Below are 19,885 nucleotides of genomic sequence, written 5' to 3'. Positions count from 1 at the left end.
ACTGACGTCTCTGTCCACCCTGACCGTCAACGTCGGGTGTCTCGTCGCTCAACCACAGCACTCGCATGGGGGGACACTAGGTGAAGGAGAAGCGGACTGGGCCAAAACGCACCGTGCGCCATAGCCAGGCGATAATCTGACTCCTGACAGGCGACGGACGGAGGGCGATGTCGCACGTCCTGATGTCGACGTCGTGGACGTGGAACCTCGGCGAGCCCGACGACCTCGGTGAGGTCACGCTGACCTTGCTGCGGCGACGGTCGGACTGGGGCCTGTCCCGTGCGGCCACCCGTCGAGGGATGCTGGCTTACGCGGCCTCCCTCGCATGGCGGGCAGGCGCATACGACGCCGTCGTCCTGTCGACCGTCGGTGTCGAGGCCGCCCTCACGGCCCTCCTGATCAAGGTGCGCTCGCGTTCGACGAGAGTGGTCGTCTTCGACTTCCTCGCACCCCGCCGCGAACTTCCCCGCAGCCTCGCCAGCCTGCTCTTCCGAGGCATCGACCGGTTCCTCGTGATCCGCTCCGGCGACGTCGCGATGCTCGCGCGTCGCTTCGGCGTGCCCCGGGAACGGTGCGTCTTCGTGCCGTGGCCCGTGCGCGCGGACCAGGTGCCGGCCGACGTCGGTGAGGACGGCTACGTCTACTCGGCCGGCTGGGCGCACCGGGACTGGCGCACGCTCGTCGCCGCGCTGGATGAGCAGCGGCTGGTGGCCAAGATCGCCCCGGGACGGGACGTTGACGTCCCGGAACGGTCCCGCGGTCGCGTCGAGGTCGTCGAGATGCCGCCGCCCGAGGTCGGCCGTTCGCTCGCCGCGCGGGCCAGTGTGGTGGCGGTGGTCATGGAGGAGACCGACCTCCCTGCCGGCCCGCTGGTGCTCCTCGACGCCATGGCCGCCGGCAAGGCCGTCGTCGCCACCGCGGTCAACGGCACACGGGACTACGTCCGTGACGGCGAGACCGCCCTGGTGGTCCCGCCCGGGGACGCGGCGGCGCTCGGTGCCGCTCTGACCCGTCTCATCGCGGACGCCGAGCTGCGGTCCTCCCTCGGACGGGCCGCCCGCGCAGAGGTCCTGGAGCGCTGCTCGCTTGAGCGGTTCTGGGGGGAGGTGGCGGCGCAGTGCCGCTGATCTCGGTGCACCTCCCCGCTCGGGACGCCGCCGGCACCCTGCCACTGGCAGTGCGATCGACGCTTGCCGCGCTCCCACGCGACGCGGAGCTCGTGGTCCTGGACGACGCATCGCGGGAGCACCTCGGGGGCGCACTCGCGGGCTTCGAGGACCGGCGGCTGCGGCTCCAGCGCATCGACGTGAGCGCCGGCATCGGACCAGCGCGGCAGCTCCTGCTCGACAGGACCGACAGCGAGTACGTGGCGTCGATGGATGCCGACGACGTCACCCTGACCGGGCGGTTCCGGTCCCAGCTCAGGGCACTGCGCGGCGGGGCCGACCTCGTCTTCTCCCCGATCATCAGCTTCTGGGACACCCCACGGAGGATCCGGCCAGGCCTGCCGCTACCGATCTCGGCCGAGGCGATGCCGTTGCACCTCCTCGTGCACAACCTCCTTTGCAACCCGACGATGGCCGCCCGCCGGTCGGCAGTCGACGCGGCCGGCGGCTACCGGAGCGTTGTCGCGGAAGACCACGACCTGTGGCTCCGCGCCCTGGCGGCCGGCCTTCGTCTCCAACGCACGGCGCGTCCGGTCCTGGCCTACCGCCACCACCCCCGGCAGACCTCGAAGCAACAGCACTTCATCGGCAGCGCGTTCGACGACCCCCCGCTTCGGGCCGCCTACGACGAGTTCGTCGACCGCAACTTCGGTGTGCCAGCGTCGTGGCTGGAGGCCTTGTGGTCCCGCGAGTCGGGAACTGAGCGCATGGTGCGCGAGCTCGCGCCGCTCCGAGCGTTGATCGAGTCGAGGCGCACGGTGCTCGGGCCGGTACAGCAGGCCGTCCTGGCCCGCACAGTCCGACTGTTGGCGGTGCGTGAGTGAGCGGAGCGCCCGCGGCGCGCGTCGCCGCCCTCTACCTGCCGCAGTTCCACGCCGTACCGGAGAACGACGAGTGGGGGGTCCCGGCTTCACCGAGTGGCGCAACGTCGCCGGCGCGCGCAAGCGCTTCCCCGGCCACCGCCAACCGCACCTGCCCGGCGTCCTCGGCTTCTACGACCTGCGGCTGCTCGAGCCATGGGAGGCCGAGGCCGAGATTGCCGGGGTGCACGGGATCGAGGCGTTCTGCTACCGGCACCACTGGTTCGGAGGCGGACGCCGGATTCTCGAACGGCCCTTCACCGACGTGCTGTGCTGACCTCCGGGCGGCCGCCCTTACGGTGCTGCCTGCGCTGGGCGAACGAGACCTGGACGTCGATCTGGCAAGGCGCGCGCGACCGGGTGCTGATCGAGCAGACCTATCCCGGTGTGGAGGACTACCGTGCGTACTCGCCGCGCTGCTGCCGGAGCGTTTCTGCGTCCACGTCGGCGACGCCGTCACGACGCTCGCAGACCGACCCGGGCAGGAGCGGCTGCTCTGGGTGAAGTCTGGAACGAGTGGGCGGAGGGCAACTACCTCGAGCCGGATCTCGAGTACGGTTACCAGCGGCTCGAGGTGCTCAAGGACGAGCTCACAAACCGAAAAGCCTGACCTGCGGGAGGTGACCGAGTTGCTTGCGTTCATCACGTCGCTCCGGCACCCGGAGAACTCCGCCAACTACGGTCGCGTGGAAGCGCTGCTCCAGGCATCGCTCGGCTCGATGGCGGGACAGTCCGTCCAGGACCGTGTCGCGGTGATTGTCGGGAACCGCGAGCCGTCGTTCACGCTCCCCGCAGGCGCTCGGTTCGTACGCGTGGACTTCCCACCTCCCTCCGCCGTCAAAGGGCCGCAGACCGGCAGGGAGGCCGTGCTGCTCGACAAGGGAACGAAGTTGGCGGTCGCACTCCTGACGGCACGTGAGCACGGCCCCACCCACGTGATGGCCGTCGACGCGGACGACTTCGTCAGCCGGAAGATCGCGGCCCATGTCGCCCGGAACCCGGGCGTCGCAGGTTGGTACGTGACCTCGGGCTGGCGTTATAGCGCCGAGCGGGCGTCCGTGCGGCCACAGCCCGAGTTCTACCGGCACTGCGGCACGTCACACATCGTCCGGACCGACCTCTTCCGCGCGCCCGACCTCGACCCTCTCCGCGTCACACAGGCGGAGATCGCCGAGGCGTTCGGATCGCGACTCCACCACCTCCTCGCCTCCCACGTCACTGTGGTGGAGTACCTGGCCGCGCACGGCAGCCCATTGAGGCCGCTGCCGTTCCCCGGGGCCCTGTACGCCGTGGGGACCGGGGAGAACCACTCCGGCATCAGCATGGGCGGCCTCGGTCGCCCGGTGGGTGCACGCATGAGCGCGGAGTTCGCCGTGCCGCCGACGCCTCTCACACCGGTGAGCATCGCGAGGGCCGTTCTGCCTAGCCGCAGGGCGTTCTCCGCTCGCCTGAGCCCCCTGCGCGTCCCTAGAAGGCGTGGCCCGGCATTTCGCTCGGAGAGGTGACGCGCTCGCCTGGCTCCTGTGCGCTGCGGTGGTCGTCGGGGCGGGAGTCGTCGAGGGGCTCGAGCGACCCGAGTGTGACGAGGCGGGCGAACTCGGCGTTGCTGGCGCGCACCTCCTCGAATGTGCCCGTGCACTCGATCCGGCCCACTTTCATGAACGCGATGCTGTCGCAGTCGCGCACCGTGGAGAGGCGGTGTGCGACGATCACCACGGTGATCGACCCGTGCAGCGCCGTGATCGTCTCGCCGATGCGGTGCTCGGTCTCGTTGTCCAGCGCGGACGTGGCCTCGTCCAGGACGAGGAGGTGCGGGCGACGGTACAGCGCCCGGGCGATGCCGACACGCTGGCGTTGACCACCGGAGAGGCGCGAGCCCTTCTCGCCGATCGGCGTGTCGATGCCGTTTGGGAGCTCGCTGACGAGCTCGTCCAGCTGGGCCTGCGCAATGGCACTGGCGAGAAGCTCCCGGTCGATCGCGGACCGGTCCTGGTCGAAGGCGATGTTCTCCGCGAGTGTCGCATCGAGGAGGTAGACGTCCTGTGGCACGTATCCGATGCCGCCCTGCCAGCGTCGTTTACGTCCGGCGATGTCGGCCCCGTCGACGGCGACTCGCCCGCTTGTCGGGTCGTGCAGCCCGAGCATGATGTCGACCAGGGTGGTCTTTCCCGCGCCGCTGCCCCCGACGAGGGCCACCGAGTTGCCGTGCGGAACGGTCAGTGTGACGCCACTCAGGACGTCGGCCGACCCGTCGGGGTAGCGGAAGGAGACTTTCTCGACGCGCAGCGCCTCGGCGAACGTGATGGGGGGCCCGTCCTCCTCGTGCCGTTCCTCGATACGCCGCGCCTCCGTGACCTCGGTGTGGACGATGTCGAGGTACCGGGCCCCGAACCGCAGTCCGCCAATGTTGCCGAGCAGCCCGGTCACCGAGGGCAGCACACGGAAGCCCGCCGCGACGAACATCGCCAGTACGCCGATCGTCCCACCGGCGGTCGCATCCTGTCCCGACGTGCTGATCCCCACGACGAGGATGATGCCGACGGCCACGATGAAGAGGATCTCGAGAAGGTACCGCGGCATCCCGGAGATGAACTCAGCGGTCCGTCCGGCCCGCGCCCCCCGCATCGCCGCATCTCGGTAGTTCCTGACGAAGTGCTCCTGCGTGCCGCGGAGGTTGAGCTCCTTGATCCCGCCCAGCGCGGCCAGCGCGGTGCGCCACGCATCGCGGGCTGCCTCGGAGGCCACGACGCCGGCAGCGGTCGCCCGTGGCTTCACGACCCTGAGGTAGAGAAGGGCGGCCAGGCCGAAGTAGACCGCGACGACGAGGGTCGGGACGGGGGCCGAGATGAGCAGGGCGGTGAGGATGGCCGCGATCGAGGTGACGTTGGAGACCATGCCCATGAGCCCGTACACCGTGGTCCCGAACACCTGGGTGACGGCGTCGTTCATCGTGCGGATCATCTCCGAGGAGCTGCGCCGCGCGACCACGGTGAACGGGGATGTGAGGAAGTGGCGGAGCAGCCGTGAGGAGAGGTCGACGCGGTTGATCGCCTTGAAGCCGGCCATCCACCAGGTGTAGGCCATCGCCCCGAGGTCCTTGAGGATGAAGAGCGCCACCACCACAATTGTGAGGATGAGGGTGAGTGTTTGCGGCTCTGGGTCGCCCAGCAGGCGCGAAACGAACCCGGCCGACCCGGCGTCGTCGGCAGCGCCGGTGGCGAGGTTGACCAGCGGGAGGACCAGTGCGATCGCAATCGTGTCGAGAAGGGCGATCGCGATCGACATCACCGACGCGAGGATGAGCTTCTGCTTGGTCCGCCGGTCGAAGATGTCATTGAGCTTGCCGAGCAGGTCGCGCACGGTCGTCCTCACCCCTCGTGGCTCGGCCTTCGGCCTGCTGGAGCCTCGTCGTCGAGCCTAACAGCGTCGATCCGCGCCGGAACGGCGATCCTCACGACCGGAGCATGCGGCTCAGTGCCAGCGGTGGGGGCATCGTCCGGTCGGCGAAGTGCTCGCGCAGGCGGGCGGCCGAGCGCTGAAGGTCGCCGGTGGCGGCGGCCACCCTGTTCCTGTCCGCCGGGCGCACCTGGTCGAGGAGATCCTCGAGCGAGGACGACTCGTCCAAGACCAGGAATCGATCGTCGCCGACGACGGTCTCGTGATCGCGGAACTTGAACGTACCACCCGGCAGATCCGGCTCCAGCGACGTCCACGCGGCCGGAATCCCGAACGCGTCAGCGACCACCACACCATGGAGCGAGGACGAGATGACGTACCGGCACGACGCGATTTCGCGGACCACGCTTCCTGTGCGCCCGTGCACGTTGATGAGGTGCACGTCACGGGGGTACCGCTCGGCCAGCGCGAGTACGGCCCGGTTCGACCGGTGGTGGCCGTGGGGCACGAGACCCACGCGCCACCGAACCGGCGGTCTGCGCATCAGGTGCGAGACGAGCAGGCCCGGGTCACCGAGCGGGGTGTCGGCGGGTGCGGCGGTACGCGCACGCGTCAGCTCGCCGCGTACCGCCAGGACGGTGGCACCAGGCAGCGGTCGTTGCTCGTCGTGCATGAGGCCAGAGCCCCAGACCACGCCGGAGAAGTCCTCGGGCATGTGCTCGATGATGCTGCCGACACCGACCATCTCGGCCCGGCCGGGAACACGGTGTACCGGGATCACGCCAAAGTGAGGCAGAAGCCATGAGGTGAGTCCGTCGCCGAAGTTGGGGTGCCCGTCCCACCAGTAGGCCGGGACCACGGGGCTGCTCGGGTAGAGGCTTGGTCGAAGTGCCGCAGCTCCCAAGCGCAACAGCATGCGCGTTCGCCGCCGCGGGGCCTGGTCGTACGAGAGAAGCGGTCCCTTCATCGTCGGTAGAGCTCCTCGTACTTGTCGGTCGTCCGGGCCCAGGTGTAGCGCTCGACGGTGCGGCGGCCGGCCACGCTGAGGCGGCGCGCCAGGTCGCGGTCCCGCAGCAGCGTGGCGAGAGCAGCGGCGAGGGAGTCGACGTCGAGGGGGTCGACGAGCAGCCCGTCGACCCCCTCGGTGACGATCTCGGCCGGTCCGCCCCGCGATGTCGCGATGACCGGCGTCCCCGCCCGCCAAGCCTCGAGGATGACAATCCCGAAGGCTTCGTACCGGCTCGGCACGACGAGGACCGTGGCGGCGTCGAGCCAGCCGGCGACCCCATCGCGGCGGAGGACCCCCAGGAACGACACCTGATCGGCCACCCCCAGCTCCGTGACGAGCGCGCGGAGGACGGCGACCTCGGTGCCGTCCCCCCCGAGTGCGAGCCGGGTGCCTGGTGGGAGGTCCGCCCGGGCGAAGGCGCGCAGGAGCAGGTCAAAACCCTTGGTGCGCTCGATGCGGCCCAGGGCGAGGACGACAGGCCCGCAGGCCTGCACATGTGCGGGGTCCAGCTTCTCGTCGAGGTTGACGCCGTTGGGCACCACCACGCCGTCGTCCAGACCGAAACGACGCCGCAGGTCGGCGAGGACGACCTCCGAGCACCCGGTCGTCAGGGAGGCGTCGCGGACGGCACGGCCCAGTGACCAGCGGAGCAACGTCGACTTCTCGAAGACGTTGTGGTCGTCGCCGGAGGTCTCGCCGTGCGAGCTGATGACCAGCGGTGTGCGCGTGCGCCGCGCGAGCGCCCAGGCCCAGATCCCGTTGGGCCCGAAGCACTGCACGTGCAGCACGCTGGGTCGCAGCGCCCGGTAGGCGGCCCGCCAGGCCCTCACTGCGGGCGGAAGGGCGAGGATGAAGCGCAGCACCCCGCCGACAGACGCCGAGGGCAGCGGGCACGGGAGGTAGCGCACCTCTACGCCGTCGACCTGTGCGGTTCCGAGATGCTCCCCCCGGTCCACTGTCCACACCGCCACCTGCCGCCCGCGACGGCGGAGCTCGGCGGCCACCTGTCGGACGTGCTCCTCGACCCCGCCGACGTGCGGGTGGTAGGAGCTGGCGACCAGGGCGATCGGGCCAGGAGCCATGCCCACCCCCGCCTCGAAGGAACCTCTCACCTGCCACTATAGGGACGGCGCCCACCCACCGAGGGGACTACTGATGCCGCAGCTCGTCCTGGCCACGACCGCCGTCGGCGCGCCGATGGGGGCGCAGGTCTACCAGGAGGAGATCGCGGCACGGGCCGTGTCCGCGCTGGCGGGCGTGACGACCGCAGCGGACGGCGTGACGGCCGAAGGTGCGGCGCGCGGCCAGCCGTCAGAAACCTGGCGGGTCTCGCGCCTCGTGGCCAGGTCCATGCGCTCGACCCTGCCGGGCAACAAGCGGCTGCCGATGGGCCCGCTCAGTCGCGCCGGGCTCCGGACGCGGCGCCTCGCGGGGGCCGCGCTGTACCCGCGCGGGGCCGTCGTGCACCGCATGACCCTCGAGCTGCCGCCTGCCCCTTTGGACGTCGTCACCCTTCACGACGTCGTCGCGTGGCGGTTCCCCGACGAGTCCGCCCCGGTTGCCGCGGCGCCCGAGGAGATCCGGCGCGCGGCGGCGGTCATCTGCGTGTCTGCGTTCTCCGCGGCCGAGGCGGTCGACCTCCTCGGCGTCGTGGACCCCGTCGTCGTCCACAACGGGGTCGACAGCCGCTATCTCGACGCCACCGCCGCGTCCCCCGACCAGCTCGCCGGGCTCGGCGTCACAGGTCCCTACGTGCTGCACGCCGGCGGTGCGTCCCGAAGGAAGAACCTGGAGGGGCTCGCCGCCGCGTGGCCGTCCGTGCGCCGCAGCCGGCCGGAGCTCACCCTCGTCCTCGCCGGCCCGCCGCACCCGCGCCGGGACGCCCTCTTCCGGGACCTCGCCGGGGTCCGGCAGGTCGGGCGGGTTCCCGACGGTCTCATCGCCGGGCTGCTCGCCGGCGCGTCCGCCGTCGTCGTGCCGTCCCTCTACGAGGGCTTCGGCCTGCCGGCGCTCGAGGCGATGGCGGCGCGGGTGCCGGTCGTCGCGGCAAGGACCTCCTCGTTGCCGGAGGTGGTCGGCGACGGCGGCATCCTCGTCGAGCCGACGCCGGCGGAGATCGCCGAGGGCATCCTCTGGGCGCTGTCGGGCGACACGGCCGTGGACGCTCTCGTCGCACGGGGGCGGGAGCGTGCTGCGGGGTTCACCTGGGAACGCAGCGCCGCTGGTCACGCGGCCGTCTGGGCCGCCGTCGGGGGCTGAGCATCCGGCAGCACCGGCGGCGTGCAGGCCTCGGCAGCGGCCGTGGGGGTGGTCCCGCCCGCTGCGGCCGGCCCCGGGAACAGCCACTCCAGGTACCGCCCGGCGACCTCCGGCCACGCGAACGCCGCCGCAGTCGCGACGGCCTCCGCCCTCATCGCCGCCCGCTCGGTGTGAGGCATCGTCGCGGCGCGGACGAGCGCCCGGCCGAGCGCCCCGGCGTCGCGGTGCGGCACGAGGAAGCCGTTGACGCCGTCGACGAGGATGTCGTCCGCGCCGCTCTCGGCGGTCGCGACGCAGGTACGCCCGTGCGCGAGCCCCTCGAGCAGGGAGACGGGCAGCCCCTCGGCGTCCCCGGTGTCCGTGATGATCGACGGCACGACGTGGACGGTCGCCGCGGTGAGGAGCTCGGACTTGCGAGTGCCGGCGACGTAGCCGGTGAACTCGACCGAGTCCGAGAGCCCGAGGCTCGTGGCCTGCTCCTGCAGGTCGCCGAGCAACGGTCCGTCCCCGGCGACGACGAGGCGCCACCCGGGCAGCGACCCGCGCACGTCGGCGAAGGCCTCGAGGAGGTAGGCGACCCCCTTCTTCTCGGCGAGCCGGCCGAGGAAGAGGATCGTCGGCGGGACGTCCCCGGCCGCCGGCGACGGCGAGGGCGAGGCGAGCGGGGCCACCGCGCCGGGGAGTACCTGCACCGTGTCCACCCCCATCGGCAGGATCGGCACGTCGGACGAGCGCCGGTCCCACTCCCTGGCCGGGAAGAACGCGCCGAGCCGCTCGAGCGAGCGCCGGCTCACCGCCGAGACGCTGCGCGCCCGGCGGGCGTGCCACCGCACCACCCGGGGCCCTAGCCCCGGCACCTTGCCCCACACCGCGACGTCGGCGGCGTGAGTGGTGAACACGAACGGCACCCGGGTGAGCGCGCAGGCCCAGCATGCCGTGACGCCCTGCGGGGTGAACCAGTGGGCGTAGACGAGGTCGGGGCGGACGCGGCGGATCAGTCGGACCAGCGCCAGGAACTCCCCGACGAAGAGGAACGGCACGAGCCCGTACAGCAACGGGTTCTCCTGCAGTGCCGGCAAGATGCCCCGCCCCGCGAGCCGCTGTGCGCGGCGCGGCCAGAAGTAGTGGAAGCGGTGCTCGACGAAGTGCTCGTGGGTGGTCAGTCCACGGGTCTGCGAGCGGGGGTCGTGCGGGGCGAGGACGTGGATCTCCAGCGCCGGGTCGAGCCGGTGCATCGCCTGGACCTGGTCGCGGACGAAGGCGGGCACCGGGTCGTCCGCGCTCGCGGGGAACGTCGACGCCACCACCACCAGCCGACGTCCCACGCTGCCGCCCTCCCGCCCGGCCGACCGGTTGACCCGGCGTGGCTGCAGCATCGCAGCCTCAGTAGGCGCCGCGGGCGCTGATGACGGCCTTGGCGGTCTTGAGGATGATGATGAGATCACCGGCGACCGACCAGTTCTCCACGTACGCCAGGTCCAGCCGGACGCCGTCCTCCCAGGACAGGTCCGAGCGGCCGCTCACCTGCCACAGGCCGGTGATTCCCGGCCGGGTGAGCAGGCGCCGGCGCACGTGCCCGGCGTACCCCTCCACCTCGCACGGCAGCGGCGGCCGCGGCCCCACGACGGACATCCGTCCGAGCAGCACGTCGAAGAACTGGGGGAACTCGTCGAGGGAGAACCGGCGGATGAGGCGTCCGACACGAGTGACCCGCGGGTCGTCCCGCATCTTGAACAGCACGCCGTTGCCGTCGTCGTGACCGCGCAGCTCCGCCAGCCGATCCTCGGCGTCGAGGGCCATCGAGCGGAGCTTGTGCATGGTGAAGGTCTCGCCGTTCTGCCCCACCCGCAGCTGCCGGAAGATCACCGGTCCGCCGTCCTCGAGCTTGATGGCCAGGGCCACGAGGGCGAGCACGGGAGCCATCGCGACGAGGATCAGGGACGCGACGACGACGTCGAGCGCGCGCTTGGCGAGGTGGTTGAAGCCTGAGTACTGCGGCAGGTCCACGTGGACCATCGGGAGGTTGTGGGCCGGGCTGGCGTGGACCCGCGGCCCGGCGACGTCGGTGAGCTGGGAGACGAGCATGAGCTCGACGTGGGTGTTCTCCAGCTCCCAGGCGAGCAGCCGGATGTCCATGCGGGGCAGGCCGCCGGCGACGACGACGGCTCCGACGGCCGGGGTGTCGACGAAGGCCCGCAGGTTCCGGCGCGGGACGTGCGGAAGGCCGTCGTGGCGGTCCGCGTCGTCCTGGGCGTCGACGATCGAGACGGCGACGGCGCGGTACCCGGCCTCGGGGTTGCGGCGCAGCTCGTCCAGCGCACGGCGGATCTCGGGCCGGCTGCCGACGACGACGACGCCGGTCATGTGCCGGCCCTCGCGGCGCCGGGCCCCGAGGTGGATCCGCAGGGCGAGCCGACCGAGGAGGACGAAGGCGAGGCCCAACGGGAACGCGACAGCGAAGTAGACGCGGGAGAGCTCGATCTGGAGGAGGTAGGAGCCGATCGCGACGATCCCGAAGGCGGTGAAGGTGCCCGTCACGACCTTGCGGTACTCGTCGAGCCCGGCCCCGACCACGCGGCGGTTGCGGGACTCGTTGGCGGACAGCGCCAGCATCCACACCGCGGCGAAGGCGGCGCCGACGACGGCGTACGAGAAGAGCTCACCCGCCACGAACACGCGGCCCTCCGCACCGCGGACACCGAACCGGGCGAACTGGGCGGCGAGCAGGGTGAGCGTGACCATCGTGGCGTCGACGACGAGGAGGACGGTGCGGTACCTGCCGTACCAGGGCGGAGTGACGCCGTCGTCCCTGGGGGAAGGAAACGACGGCGCCACGCCATTCCCGGCCTGGGGACCGGGAGTCTGAGGGGCCAGCCGGACGGGGGCGTCACGCGCTGGGGATACGGCCACGGGCTGCGGCTCGTCGACAGGTGCGCCCGCGGGCGGGCCGGGGAGCATGGGGCCGGCAGGCGGGTCGGTGAGCCGCCCGGCGGTGGTGGGGCTGGTGACGGGGCCGGCGGTGGTGGGACTGGCGATCGACCCGGCGACGGCCGGGCTCGCCGGGGCACGGCCCGCCGCCACGTCCTCCTCGACCGCGGCGCGGTGCCGGCCGGTGCCCGCCGCCGGTTCGGGGGAGGGCGCCGAGAGGCTGCCCTGGACCAGGCGCAGCCCGCTCGGGTGACGGCGGCGCCGGGCGGGGGACTCTCCGGCGAGGAGGTCGACGATCTCGCGCGCGCGCACGGTCACCGCACCTCCTCGCCGAGCACGGTGGCCAGGTCGGGCCGGGCCTTGAGGAGCTCGGCCACCCGGTCCTCCGCGAAGGCGCGGGAGACCTCGGCGAGCCGGGCGTCGTCGAGCCGGACGATCGACTGGGTGCCGTCCGGGCTCCACCCGGTCCCCAGGTGCGGGGCGGTGACGAAGAGGACGTCCTCGCGCTCCATCCCGTTGAGGTCCAGGGCGATGGCGCGCATCTGGTCCACACCCAGCCCGCCGTCGACGGCGAGGGACTCCGCCACGACGGTGACGAGTCCCGCCGTGCGCACCGGGTTGGCGAGGACGTTCTTGTCCACCGCCGACTCGACGATCGCTCGCAGCCAGTTCTGCTGGCGCTGGACCCGGTCGAAGTCGCCGCCGGGCAGGCCGTACCGCTCACGCGTGTAGGCCAGGGCCGCCTCCCCGTCGAGCACATGGGTGCCGGGCGGGTACACCTGCCCGCGGGTGTCCAGGCCCTCGGGCAGGGTCAGCTCGACACCGCCGAGGGTGTCGGTCAGACGGGAGAACGACTCGAAGTCAGCGACGGCGAAGTGGTCCACCCGCACGCCGGTCAGCTGCTCGACCGTCTGGATCATCAGGGTCGGCCCGCCCCAGGAGAACGCGGCGTTGAGCTTCGCCGGCCCGTGCCCGGGCACCTCCACCCAGGAGTCGCGCGGGAGCGACATCACGGTGAGGTTCTCGCGGTCGCCGGAGAGCTGGGCGAGCATGATCGCGTCGGTGCGCTGGGCGCCGTACGCCCACTGGTCCGGGTCGCCCGCCGAGATCCGGCTGTCCGAGCCGAGGATGAGCACGGTCAGCGGCGCGCCGGTCGCGGCGACGGCGGCGGAGCCTGCGGCCGGGTCCGGGGCCTGCTCGCCCGCGGCGCCGGCCGCAGGGGGCCGGGAGGGCAGGGCGAGGAAGGGGTCGTCGAGCCACTCGACCGCCTCACCCACCCGCTGCTGGACGGTCACGACCACCCCGACGAGCACCACGCCGAGGACCGCGACGACGGCGGCGACGGCGACGAGCACCCGGCGCGTGCGGCGGGCGTCAGGTGCGCCGCCGACAGGCGCGTGGTCGTCGGCGGACGGGCCCGGAACCCGCCCGTCCGGGAGCCGTCCGTCGGGCTGCGCCAGGAGCAGGCCGCCCGGCGGGTCGGCGGTGGCGGGGCGCGGCGTCATCAGGCCGCCGCTCGGTGCCGCGCGCGCGTGACGCGCTTCTCCGCGATCCGCGCAGCCATGGGCTCGTCGGCGCCGAGCGACGTCGCCAGGTGGTTCGCGCCGGGCTGGGAGGCGGTGAGCGGCTGCGGCAGGAATCGCCCGACGGCGATGCGCAGCCGGTGGTTGAAGCTCTCGACGCCGAAGTGCGCCACGTGCATCTCGATGAGGCGGCGGTCCCAGGGGCGCTCGAGGGCCTCGACGAGGGCGTCGGCGATGGCGTCGGCGCGGGGGGCGTCGAAGAACACGCCGTTGCGGCCCTCGACCACCGTGTCGAGGTAGCCGCCGTCGCGCAGCACGACCGAGGGCTTGCCGAACGCGCCGGCCTCGAGCGGGGAGAGCCCGTAGTCCTCGTACGACGCGGCCGCGAGTGCGGCGCTGTTGCGGTAGAGCCAGCGCAGCTCGTCGTCGTCGACCCGGCCCAGGAGGCGGACGCGCTCGCCGGCCATGGCCTCCAGCCGTGGCCGGTCGGGCCCGGCGCCGACCACGACGAGGCGGACGTCGGGCAGGGAGTTGACCGCGGCGATGACGGCGTCGACGTTCTTGTACGGCATGAGCCGTGCCACACAGAGCACGAAACCGGGCTCGACGCCCGGCACGGCCCGCTCGCCGCCGGCGGGCATGAGGGCCGGCGGCGGGGAGAGGACCTGCGCCTCGATGCCGTACGTCTCGGCGATCGCCCGCTGGGTGACCGTGGAGTTGGCGAGGTAGAGGTCGGCGTGCGCGGCCGCGCGGGCGTCCCACCGGCGCAGGCGCCCCGACAGCCCGCCCAGCGCCGCGGCGGAGATCATGTGGACGGCGCGGCCGGAGAGGCCGGGGTTGGTGTGCGAGCCGAGGTACCGATCGCGCTGGTAGAGCCAGCGGGCGGGGGCGTGGCAGTACACCACCGTGTGCTTGGCGCCGCGGTAGCCGTGCGCCCAGCCCGTGGAGCTGGCCACGAGGACGTCGCCCACCACCTTCTGGGAGCTGACCGCCGGCGCGAGCAGGGGCAGCGCCAGCCGGTGGCTGCGGCGCAGGAGGGAGAGGCGGTCGAGGCCGCTCGTGCGCAGGTCGATGTCGCCGAACTCGGGGAAGGTTCCCTTCGGGTCGTACAGCGTCGTGTACATGGGCGAGCCCGGGAACGCCTGGGCCAGCATGAGGGCCACACGCTCCGCGCCGCCACGCTGCGTCGCATAGTCGTGTGCGAGGACAACTCCGCGAGTCATTCTGATGCGCCCCCAGTCGCCGAACTGACAACCCCATTGACCCCCAGCGGCGCGCGCACATCGATAGCCGCGAGGATGAAAACGGGGGTGATATCCCGCTTTCACCCCCTCTGGCACAGAGGGTGAGGCGGGGTGAGGCGGGTCACACCGGAGGCGGTTCGGTGCGACGAAAGCGGGCACCTGCGTCAGCGGCCGCTCCTACGATGACGCCATGACCGACCCCCGGCGCACCGCGGCGACGGTCGACGACGCGCCCGCCGCCGCGCCGGTCGACGGCCGCCCGGCCCGCCGGCGTCGGCGCGGTCGCCCGGGGCGCCCACCGCGGCGCCGTCACCCGGGGCGGTGGGTCGCCCTCATCCTCACGCTCGCGATCCTCGTCCTCGTCCTCTCCGCCGTCCTCGTGGGCCTGGACGCGCTGCGGGCGCAGGCGAGCCTGCGCACGGCGGGCTCCGCCGTCGGGACCCTGCGCACCCAGGTCCTCGACGGCGACCGCGAGGCCGCGGCGACCACCCTCGACCGTCTCCGGTCCGACGCCGCGGAGGCACGCGCCGACACCCACGGGCCGCACTGGTGGCTCGCCGCCCGGATGCCCGTCGTCGGCGCCAGCGTCAAGGCCGTCCAGACCGTCACCGAGGTGGTCGACGGTCTCGCCACCGGTGCCCTTCCCGAGCTCGCGGACGCCACCGCCGTCCTCGACCCCGCGGTCCTCTCCCCGCAGGAGGGCCGGATCGAGCTCGACCCGTTCATCGAGATCGCCCCCCGGGTCACCGCCGCCGACGACGAGGTGCGGGAAGCGGCGATCCGCCTCGCCGCCGCCGACTCCGAGCGGGTGCTGCCGGAGGTCCGCGGCCCGCTCACCGAGCTGCGGGGGATGGTCGACGACCTCGCGATGACGACGGCGACGGCGTCCCGCGCGGTCCAGCTCCTGCCCTCGATGCTCGGCGCCTACGGCGAGCGCCGCTACGTGCTCGTCGCCCAGAACCCGGCGGAGGCGCGCGCCACCGGCGGCATCCTCGGCGCGTGGATCTCGCTCACCGCCAGTGACGGGTCGATCACCCTCGGGGAGCAGTTCGGAGCCGGACCCTTCAGCACGGAGGAGCCGGTCGTGGAGCTCACCGCGGAGGAGACGGACCTCTTCACCGAGCGGCTGGCCGTGTTCGGGGCCAACCCCTCGATGACGCCGGACTTCCCGCGCACCGCGGAGATCGTCAGCGCCATGTGGACCGGGGCGCGCGGGGAGCACGTCGACGGCGTCGTCTCCGTCGACCCGGTGGTCCTGCAGCGGGTGCTGGGGGTCACCGGACCGGTCGAGCTCGCCGACGGCCGGCGCCTGGACGGGGACAACGCCGCGCGCGTGCTCCTCAACGAGGTCTACGTCGAGCTCTTCCGCGCCGAGGAGCAGGACGCCGTCTTCGCCGACGCCGCCAGGGCCGCCTTCACCAGGCTCCTCGCCGGCGGCGGGAACCCCGCCGCGCTCCTGCCCGCCCTGGCGTCGTCCGCCGACGAGGGCCGGCTGATGCTGTGGTCCTCAGACCCGCGCGAGCAGAGCCTGCTGTCCGGGACCGTGCTGAGCGGCGAGCTGCTCGGCGAGGTCGACGGCGCACCCGAGCTCGGTGTCTACCTCAACGACGCCAGCGCCACGAAGATGAGCTACTACCTCGACACCGCGGTCACGGTCGAGCGGACCTCGTGCCTGTCCGACGGCGCCCGGGCGCTCACCCTGACCCTGGACATCGCCTCCACCGCCCCCGAGGAGGTCAGCTCCTACCCCGACCAGCTCACCGGCCGCGGCTGGCTGACGCCCGGTGAGGTGTGGACCAACGTCATGGTCTACAGCCCCGCCGGCGGGCGGATCGATGCCGTGCGGCTCGACGGCTCGGAGGAGTCGGTGACCGGCTTCTACGCCCACGAGGGCATGGTCGTCTCGGTCACCCGCGTGACCCTGACCCCCGGGGCGTCCCACGTCCTCGAGGTCGACGTCGAGACCGCCGCAGGTCAGGACGCCCCGGCCCAGGTCCGGACGACGCCGCTCGCGAGCCCGACAGAAGTCGTCGTGAACGACTCCCCATGCTGAGAGGCTTGCGCTACGGTTGTCGAGATTAGCCCCTGACTGAATGAGGCACATCATGAAGCTCTCCCGCACCGTCGTGTCCATCGCCGCCGTCGCCGCGCTTGTCGCCATCCCCGGCGCAGCCTTCGCCGACGGCCACGTCGCCGACCAGTCCTGCGAGGCCGAGGCTCCCGAGTACGGCGGCGTCTGCCCGGACGACGACGACAAGAAGCCCACGCCCAAGCCGACCCCTGCTCCCACGCAGAAGGTCATCCGGACGCTGCAGACCCGCTGACGTCCGGGACGCGGGGCTCTGGGGCGCCCCGTTCCTGGACTCGCGGTGGCGAGGTTGTCCGTCCGGGGGAGGGATCGCACCGTTGCGGTGCGGTCCCTCTTCCCACCCGGTGGTGCCGTGGTCGCGCGCGTCCGGCGCGTTCCCTTCCGGGTGCGTCAACCGGCCACGCTGCCGCGCGGTGCTGTGCTCCACTGGTGACGAGACGCACACGGCTGTGAGGACGCGACGATGAACCCACGTAGGAGCAGCGCGGCGGCAGTGCTGGGCCTCGCGCTCGCGGCCGCCGTCGGCCTGGCGGCGTGCAGCAACGACCCCGAACCGACTCCCGCCCTCTCCGCCGCTGAGTCCTCCCGGGAGGCCGGCGAGACGGCCGGTGAGCACCCGGCCGAGACCACGGGGGTGACCCAGCAGGCTGAGGCCGACCCGGGAGAGGCACCGCCGCCCCTGGACCCGGGCATCTTCGGTCACGAGGACTTCGTCGGCGCGATCGAGATGGAGTACCGCGGCGACCGGACCTCGGAGTCCGCCGTCATGGCCGACTCCGCCTACGACGCCTTCTTCGGCGGCGACTACGACCGCCCGGCGGCGGGCGAGAAGGCCGTCCTGCGGCTGACGGCCATGGTCGACCCGCGGGACGGCAACCGGCTGCTCATGATGGGCGCGGTCATCGACACCATCACCGACCCCAACGAGCTCGTCATCGGTCTGCACAACGTGCTGGGCATCGACGGCTCCGTGGCGCTCAACGGCGAGGAGCACGAGGGCCGGGTCGCCGGCGCCAGCGGCGTCATGGAGGTCGGGGACCGGGTGACCATCTGGACGCCGCACCCCAGCGAGCCGGACCTGGTCTACCGGTACGTCTACGAGGTGGTCCCGCCGGAGGACGCCGAGGGCAGCTTCGCCCTGTACGAGTCGGACCTCAACATCGACGACAAGGTCTACCGGGAGAGCCCGAGCGAGGACGTCTACCAGCTCTCCACGTACATCTGCTGGCCCCCGAACCAGCTCGCCCAGCGACTCGTCACCCGCCTGCACCTCGTCGAGAGCTCGGTCGAGCAGGGCTCGGTCGCACCGCTCGCCTGACCGTGCGGACCGCCTCCACCACCACTGGGCCGAGGGCGGCACGACGACGGACGTAGGCTGACGCCGGTGCCGTCCTACCGCGTCCGCGTCCCCGTCGGCCTGCTCAACCCCGGGGTGGCGCCCGAGAGCGTGCTGCCCGCCGCGTCGAACGCCGTCGCCAGGCTCGTCAGCGTCGAGGCGCGCGACCTCGCCGTCGTCGCCGGCCGCGCCGTCGTGACGGTCCGGTTCACCGCCGCGGACGACGGCGAGGCCCTGACTGCCGCGGATGCCGCCGTCGCCGAGGTCGCCGCGCTGGCCTCGACCGGCCGCGCCGCCGTGGAGCGGCGCGACCGCGGCCGGTGGGCGCCGTTGGGTGATCGGCGCAACGGGATGCTCGGTCGCGACTGATCCCTCCGTCGCCGAGAGATCCCCGCACACCGCTCTCGCTCGGCGACGGAGGGATCGTTGGGCGACGCAGGGATCGCTCGCGGCGGAGGAAGTGGCGCCGGAGGGATCGTTGGGCGACGCAGGGATCGCTCGCGGCGGAGGAAGTGGCGCCAGAGGGATCGCTCATGCACGAGGGAACCGCTCGGCAGGCCGGCGCGGCTGCGGGGCGGTGCATTGCTGGGAGCTCACCCGCCCGGTAGCGACGGGGGACCACCCGCGGCCCCTGACGTGCCGCGCGGCGGCGGGGGTGCAAGCCTGGGGCGGTGAAGATCCGCAGACCGCGCTCCCGTGACGCCGCCACGAAGACCCCGGGAACCGCGACGTCGTCCGCGCCCGGTGTCGCCGCCCCCCGGACACCCGGCGCCGCAGCCGCCCAGCCCGGCGTCACCGCCGGCACGGCACCCCCCGCAGCCGCCTCCGGCGCTGCCGCCGCGATCACCCAGGGCTCGCGGCGCCGTCGCCGGGGGATCTGGGAGGACAGCCTGGGCCGAGCGGCCATCCGCGCCGCGCAGGTCCTGCTCGTCCTCGGCCTCGCCACCGTCCTCGTCATCGGGCTGCGCGAGCTCAAGCTGCTCGTCATCCCGATCCTCATCGTCACCATCCTCGCCGCGGCGATGAGCCCGGCGGTGGCCTTCCTCCGCCGTCACGGCTGGCCCAACGCCCTGGCCACGTGGGCCACGCTCATCGTCGGGCTCGGTGGCCTGGGCACGATCCTGTGGCTCGTCGGCCGGGAGATCCGCGACGAGTCCGACCAGCTCGTCGAGGGCGCCGAGCGCGGCCTCGACCAGCTTCAGGACTACCTCGCCACCGGCCCGCTCGGGATCAGCGAGGAGCAGATCACCGCCGCCCGCGAGCAGCTCACCGAGTTCCTCACGTCCGACACCGTCCAGGGTGGGGCGATCGCCGGGGCCTCCGCCGCCATCGAGGTGGTGGCCGGACTGCTGCTCGGCATCGTCATCCTCTTCTTCCTCCTCAAGGACGGCCGCGGCATCTTCGGGTTCTTCCTGCGCCCGCTCGACGAGGACGTCCGCCCGCGGGTCTGGCGGATCGGGGAGCGCTCGGTGACCGTCCTCGGCGGGTACGTCCGGGGCACGGCCGTCGTCGCGCTCGTCGACGCCGTCGTCATCGGGGTCGCCCTGGTCATCCTCGGCGTCCCGCTGGCCCTGCCGCTGGCGACCATCGTGTTCCTGGGCGCGTTCATCCCTCTCATCGGCGCCACCCTCGCGGGCACCCTCGCCGCCCTCATCGCCCTGGTCGCCAACGGCCCGGTGACGGCGCTCATCGTCGTCGCCGTCGTCATCGGCGTGAACCAGCTCGAGGGCGACCTCCTCGCCCCGGTCGTCATCGGCAAGGCGCTCGCGCTGCACCCCCTGGCGATCCTCCTCGCCCTGACCGCCGGGACGATCGTCTCCGGCATCGTGGGTGCGCTCCTGGCGGTGCCGATCGCCGCCGTCGCCTGGGCGGCCCTCAAGGAGTGGCGCGCCACCGACCCGGACCGCGGCCCGGACGAGGTGTGCGACCGCGAACCCGGTGACGCCGCCGTCGCCGCACCCGGCCGGAGGCCGCTGCGCCGGCGTTCCGTACAGTAGAGGCGTGAACCAGAACCCTGACGCCCGTCCGGGCGCCGGTGGGATCCCCGTGGCCGAGGCCGCGGACAGCTCGGACCC

17 protein-coding genes are annotated in these 19,885 nt (G+C 72.8%); 10 read left to right on the top strand and 7 right to left on the bottom strand.

Going from position 1 to position 19,885, the window contains the following annotated elements:
* Positions 1-167 precede the first annotated feature (167 nt).
* From AAEM63_RS16590 to AAEM63_RS16575, 4 genes are all read left to right on the top strand, one after another.
* Positions 168-1,127 carry a glycosyltransferase gene (locus AAEM63_RS16590; protein ID WP_341359330.1) on the top strand — a complete coding sequence of 320 codons (960 nt, stop codon included), beginning with the start codon at positions 168-170 and terminating at the stop codon, positions 1,125-1,127.
* The gene (locus AAEM63_RS16585) at positions 1,118-1,990 is read left to right on the top strand and encodes a glycosyltransferase (protein ID WP_341359329.1); all 873 of its coding nucleotides are present in this window, start codon (positions 1,118-1,120) and stop codon (positions 1,988-1,990) included. The genes AAEM63_RS16590 and AAEM63_RS16585 overlap by 10 nt, the downstream gene beginning before the upstream one ends.
* A 70-nt stretch (positions 1,991-2,060) precedes the next feature.
* On the top strand, positions 2,061-2,303 hold the full coding sequence (locus tag AAEM63_RS16580; protein WP_341359328.1) for a glycoside hydrolase family 99-like domain-containing protein: 243 nt from the start codon (positions 2,061-2,063) through the stop codon (positions 2,301-2,303).
* Between the two features lie 343 nt (positions 2,304-2,646).
* A complete protein-coding gene (locus tag AAEM63_RS16575; RefSeq protein WP_341359327.1) occupies positions 2,647-3,531 on the top strand; it encodes a hypothetical protein in 885 nt (294 codons plus the stop codon).
* Here AAEM63_RS16575 and AAEM63_RS16570 read toward each other — a convergent pair.
* The 3 genes from AAEM63_RS16570 to AAEM63_RS16560 all read right to left on the bottom strand — a co-directional run bounded on the left by AAEM63_RS16570 (position 3,494) and on the right by AAEM63_RS16560 (position 7,543).
* Complete coding sequence (locus AAEM63_RS16570; RefSeq protein WP_341359326.1) at positions 3,494-5,398, bottom strand: ABC transporter ATP-binding protein; 1,905 nt, start codon at positions 5,396-5,398, stop codon at positions 3,494-3,496. The two genes, AAEM63_RS16575 and AAEM63_RS16570, sit on opposite strands and share 38 nt — an antisense overlap.
* A 79-nt stretch (positions 5,399-5,477) precedes the next feature.
* Complete coding sequence (locus AAEM63_RS16565) at positions 5,478-6,281, bottom strand: polysaccharide pyruvyl transferase family protein (protein ID WP_341359325.1); 804 nt, start codon at positions 6,279-6,281, stop codon at positions 5,478-5,480.
* A 104-nt stretch (positions 6,282-6,385) separates the two neighbouring features.
* On the bottom strand, positions 6,386-7,543 hold the full coding sequence (locus AAEM63_RS16560; protein ID WP_341359324.1) for a glycosyltransferase family 4 protein: 1,158 nt from the start codon (positions 7,541-7,543) through the stop codon (positions 6,386-6,388).
* A 43-nt stretch (positions 7,544-7,586) separates the two neighbouring features.
* Here AAEM63_RS16560 and AAEM63_RS16555 point away from each other — a divergent pair, with 43 nt between their 5' ends.
* Positions 7,587-8,690: a glycosyltransferase family 1 protein gene (locus tag AAEM63_RS16555; RefSeq protein ID WP_341359323.1), complete on the top strand. Its 1,104-nt coding sequence runs from the start codon at positions 7,587-7,589 to the stop codon at positions 8,688-8,690.
* Here the strand turns inward: AAEM63_RS16555 and AAEM63_RS16550 are convergent.
* The 4 genes from AAEM63_RS16550 to AAEM63_RS16535 are packed head-to-tail and all read right to left on the bottom strand — an operon-like array spanning position 8,657 to position 14,295.
* The gene (locus tag AAEM63_RS16550; protein WP_341359322.1) at positions 8,657-10,066 is read right to left on the bottom strand and encodes a glycosyltransferase; all 1,410 of its coding nucleotides are present in this window, start codon (positions 10,064-10,066) and stop codon (positions 8,657-8,659) included. The genes AAEM63_RS16555 and AAEM63_RS16550 overlap by 34 nt on opposite strands.
* A gap of 7 nt (positions 10,067-10,073) precedes the next feature.
* Positions 10,074-11,936 carry an exopolysaccharide biosynthesis polyprenyl glycosylphosphotransferase gene (locus AAEM63_RS16545; protein WP_341359321.1) on the bottom strand — a complete coding sequence of 621 codons (1,863 nt, stop codon included), beginning with the start codon at positions 11,934-11,936 and terminating at the stop codon, positions 10,074-10,076.
* Positions 11,933-13,123 carry an LCP family protein gene (locus AAEM63_RS16540; protein WP_341359320.1) on the bottom strand — a complete coding sequence of 397 codons (1,191 nt, stop codon included), beginning with the start codon at positions 13,121-13,123 and terminating at the stop codon, positions 11,933-11,935. Before AAEM63_RS16540 ends, AAEM63_RS16545 begins: the two co-directional genes overlap by 4 nt.
* Positions 13,123-14,295, bottom strand: a complete 1,173-nt coding sequence (locus AAEM63_RS16535) for a glycosyltransferase (protein ID WP_341361400.1) — start codon at positions 14,293-14,295, stop codon at positions 13,123-13,125. The genes AAEM63_RS16540 and AAEM63_RS16535 overlap by 1 nt, the downstream gene beginning before the upstream one ends.
* Positions 14,296-14,575: 280 nt before the next feature.
* Here AAEM63_RS16535 and AAEM63_RS16530 point away from each other — a divergent pair, with 280 nt between their 5' ends.
* From AAEM63_RS16530 to AAEM63_RS16510, 5 genes are all read left to right on the top strand, one after another.
* Positions 14,576-16,438 carry a DUF4012 domain-containing protein gene (locus AAEM63_RS16530; protein ID WP_341359319.1) on the top strand — a complete coding sequence of 621 codons (1,863 nt, stop codon included), beginning with the start codon at positions 14,576-14,578 and terminating at the stop codon, positions 16,436-16,438.
* Positions 16,439-16,490: 52 nt separating this feature from the next.
* Complete coding sequence (locus AAEM63_RS16525; protein ID WP_341359318.1) at positions 16,491-16,709, top strand: hypothetical protein; 219 nt, start codon at positions 16,491-16,493, stop codon at positions 16,707-16,709.
* Positions 16,710-16,937: 228 nt separating this feature from the next.
* Complete coding sequence (locus AAEM63_RS16520; protein WP_341359317.1) at positions 16,938-17,792, top strand: hypothetical protein; 855 nt, start codon at positions 16,938-16,940, stop codon at positions 17,790-17,792.
* A 66-nt stretch (positions 17,793-17,858) separates the two neighbouring features.
* Positions 17,859-18,179 carry a hypothetical protein gene (locus AAEM63_RS16515; RefSeq protein WP_341359316.1) on the top strand — a complete coding sequence of 107 codons (321 nt, stop codon included), beginning with the start codon at positions 17,859-17,861 and terminating at the stop codon, positions 18,177-18,179.
* A 302-nt stretch (positions 18,180-18,481) separates the two neighbouring features.
* Complete coding sequence (locus AAEM63_RS16510; RefSeq protein WP_341359315.1) at positions 18,482-19,807, top strand: AI-2E family transporter; 1,326 nt, start codon at positions 18,482-18,484, stop codon at positions 19,805-19,807.
* The last annotated feature ends 78 nt before the right edge of the window (positions 19,808-19,885 follow it).

Origin of the sequence: Georgenia sp. M64, from assembly GCF_038049925.1 — a bacterium.
In the GTDB taxonomy this organism is placed as follows: domain Bacteria; phylum Actinomycetota; class Actinomycetes; order Actinomycetales; family Actinomycetaceae; genus Georgenia.
The sequence above is the reverse complement of the archived record's forward strand: the minus strand, read 5'-3'. Positions and strand labels throughout refer to the sequence as shown.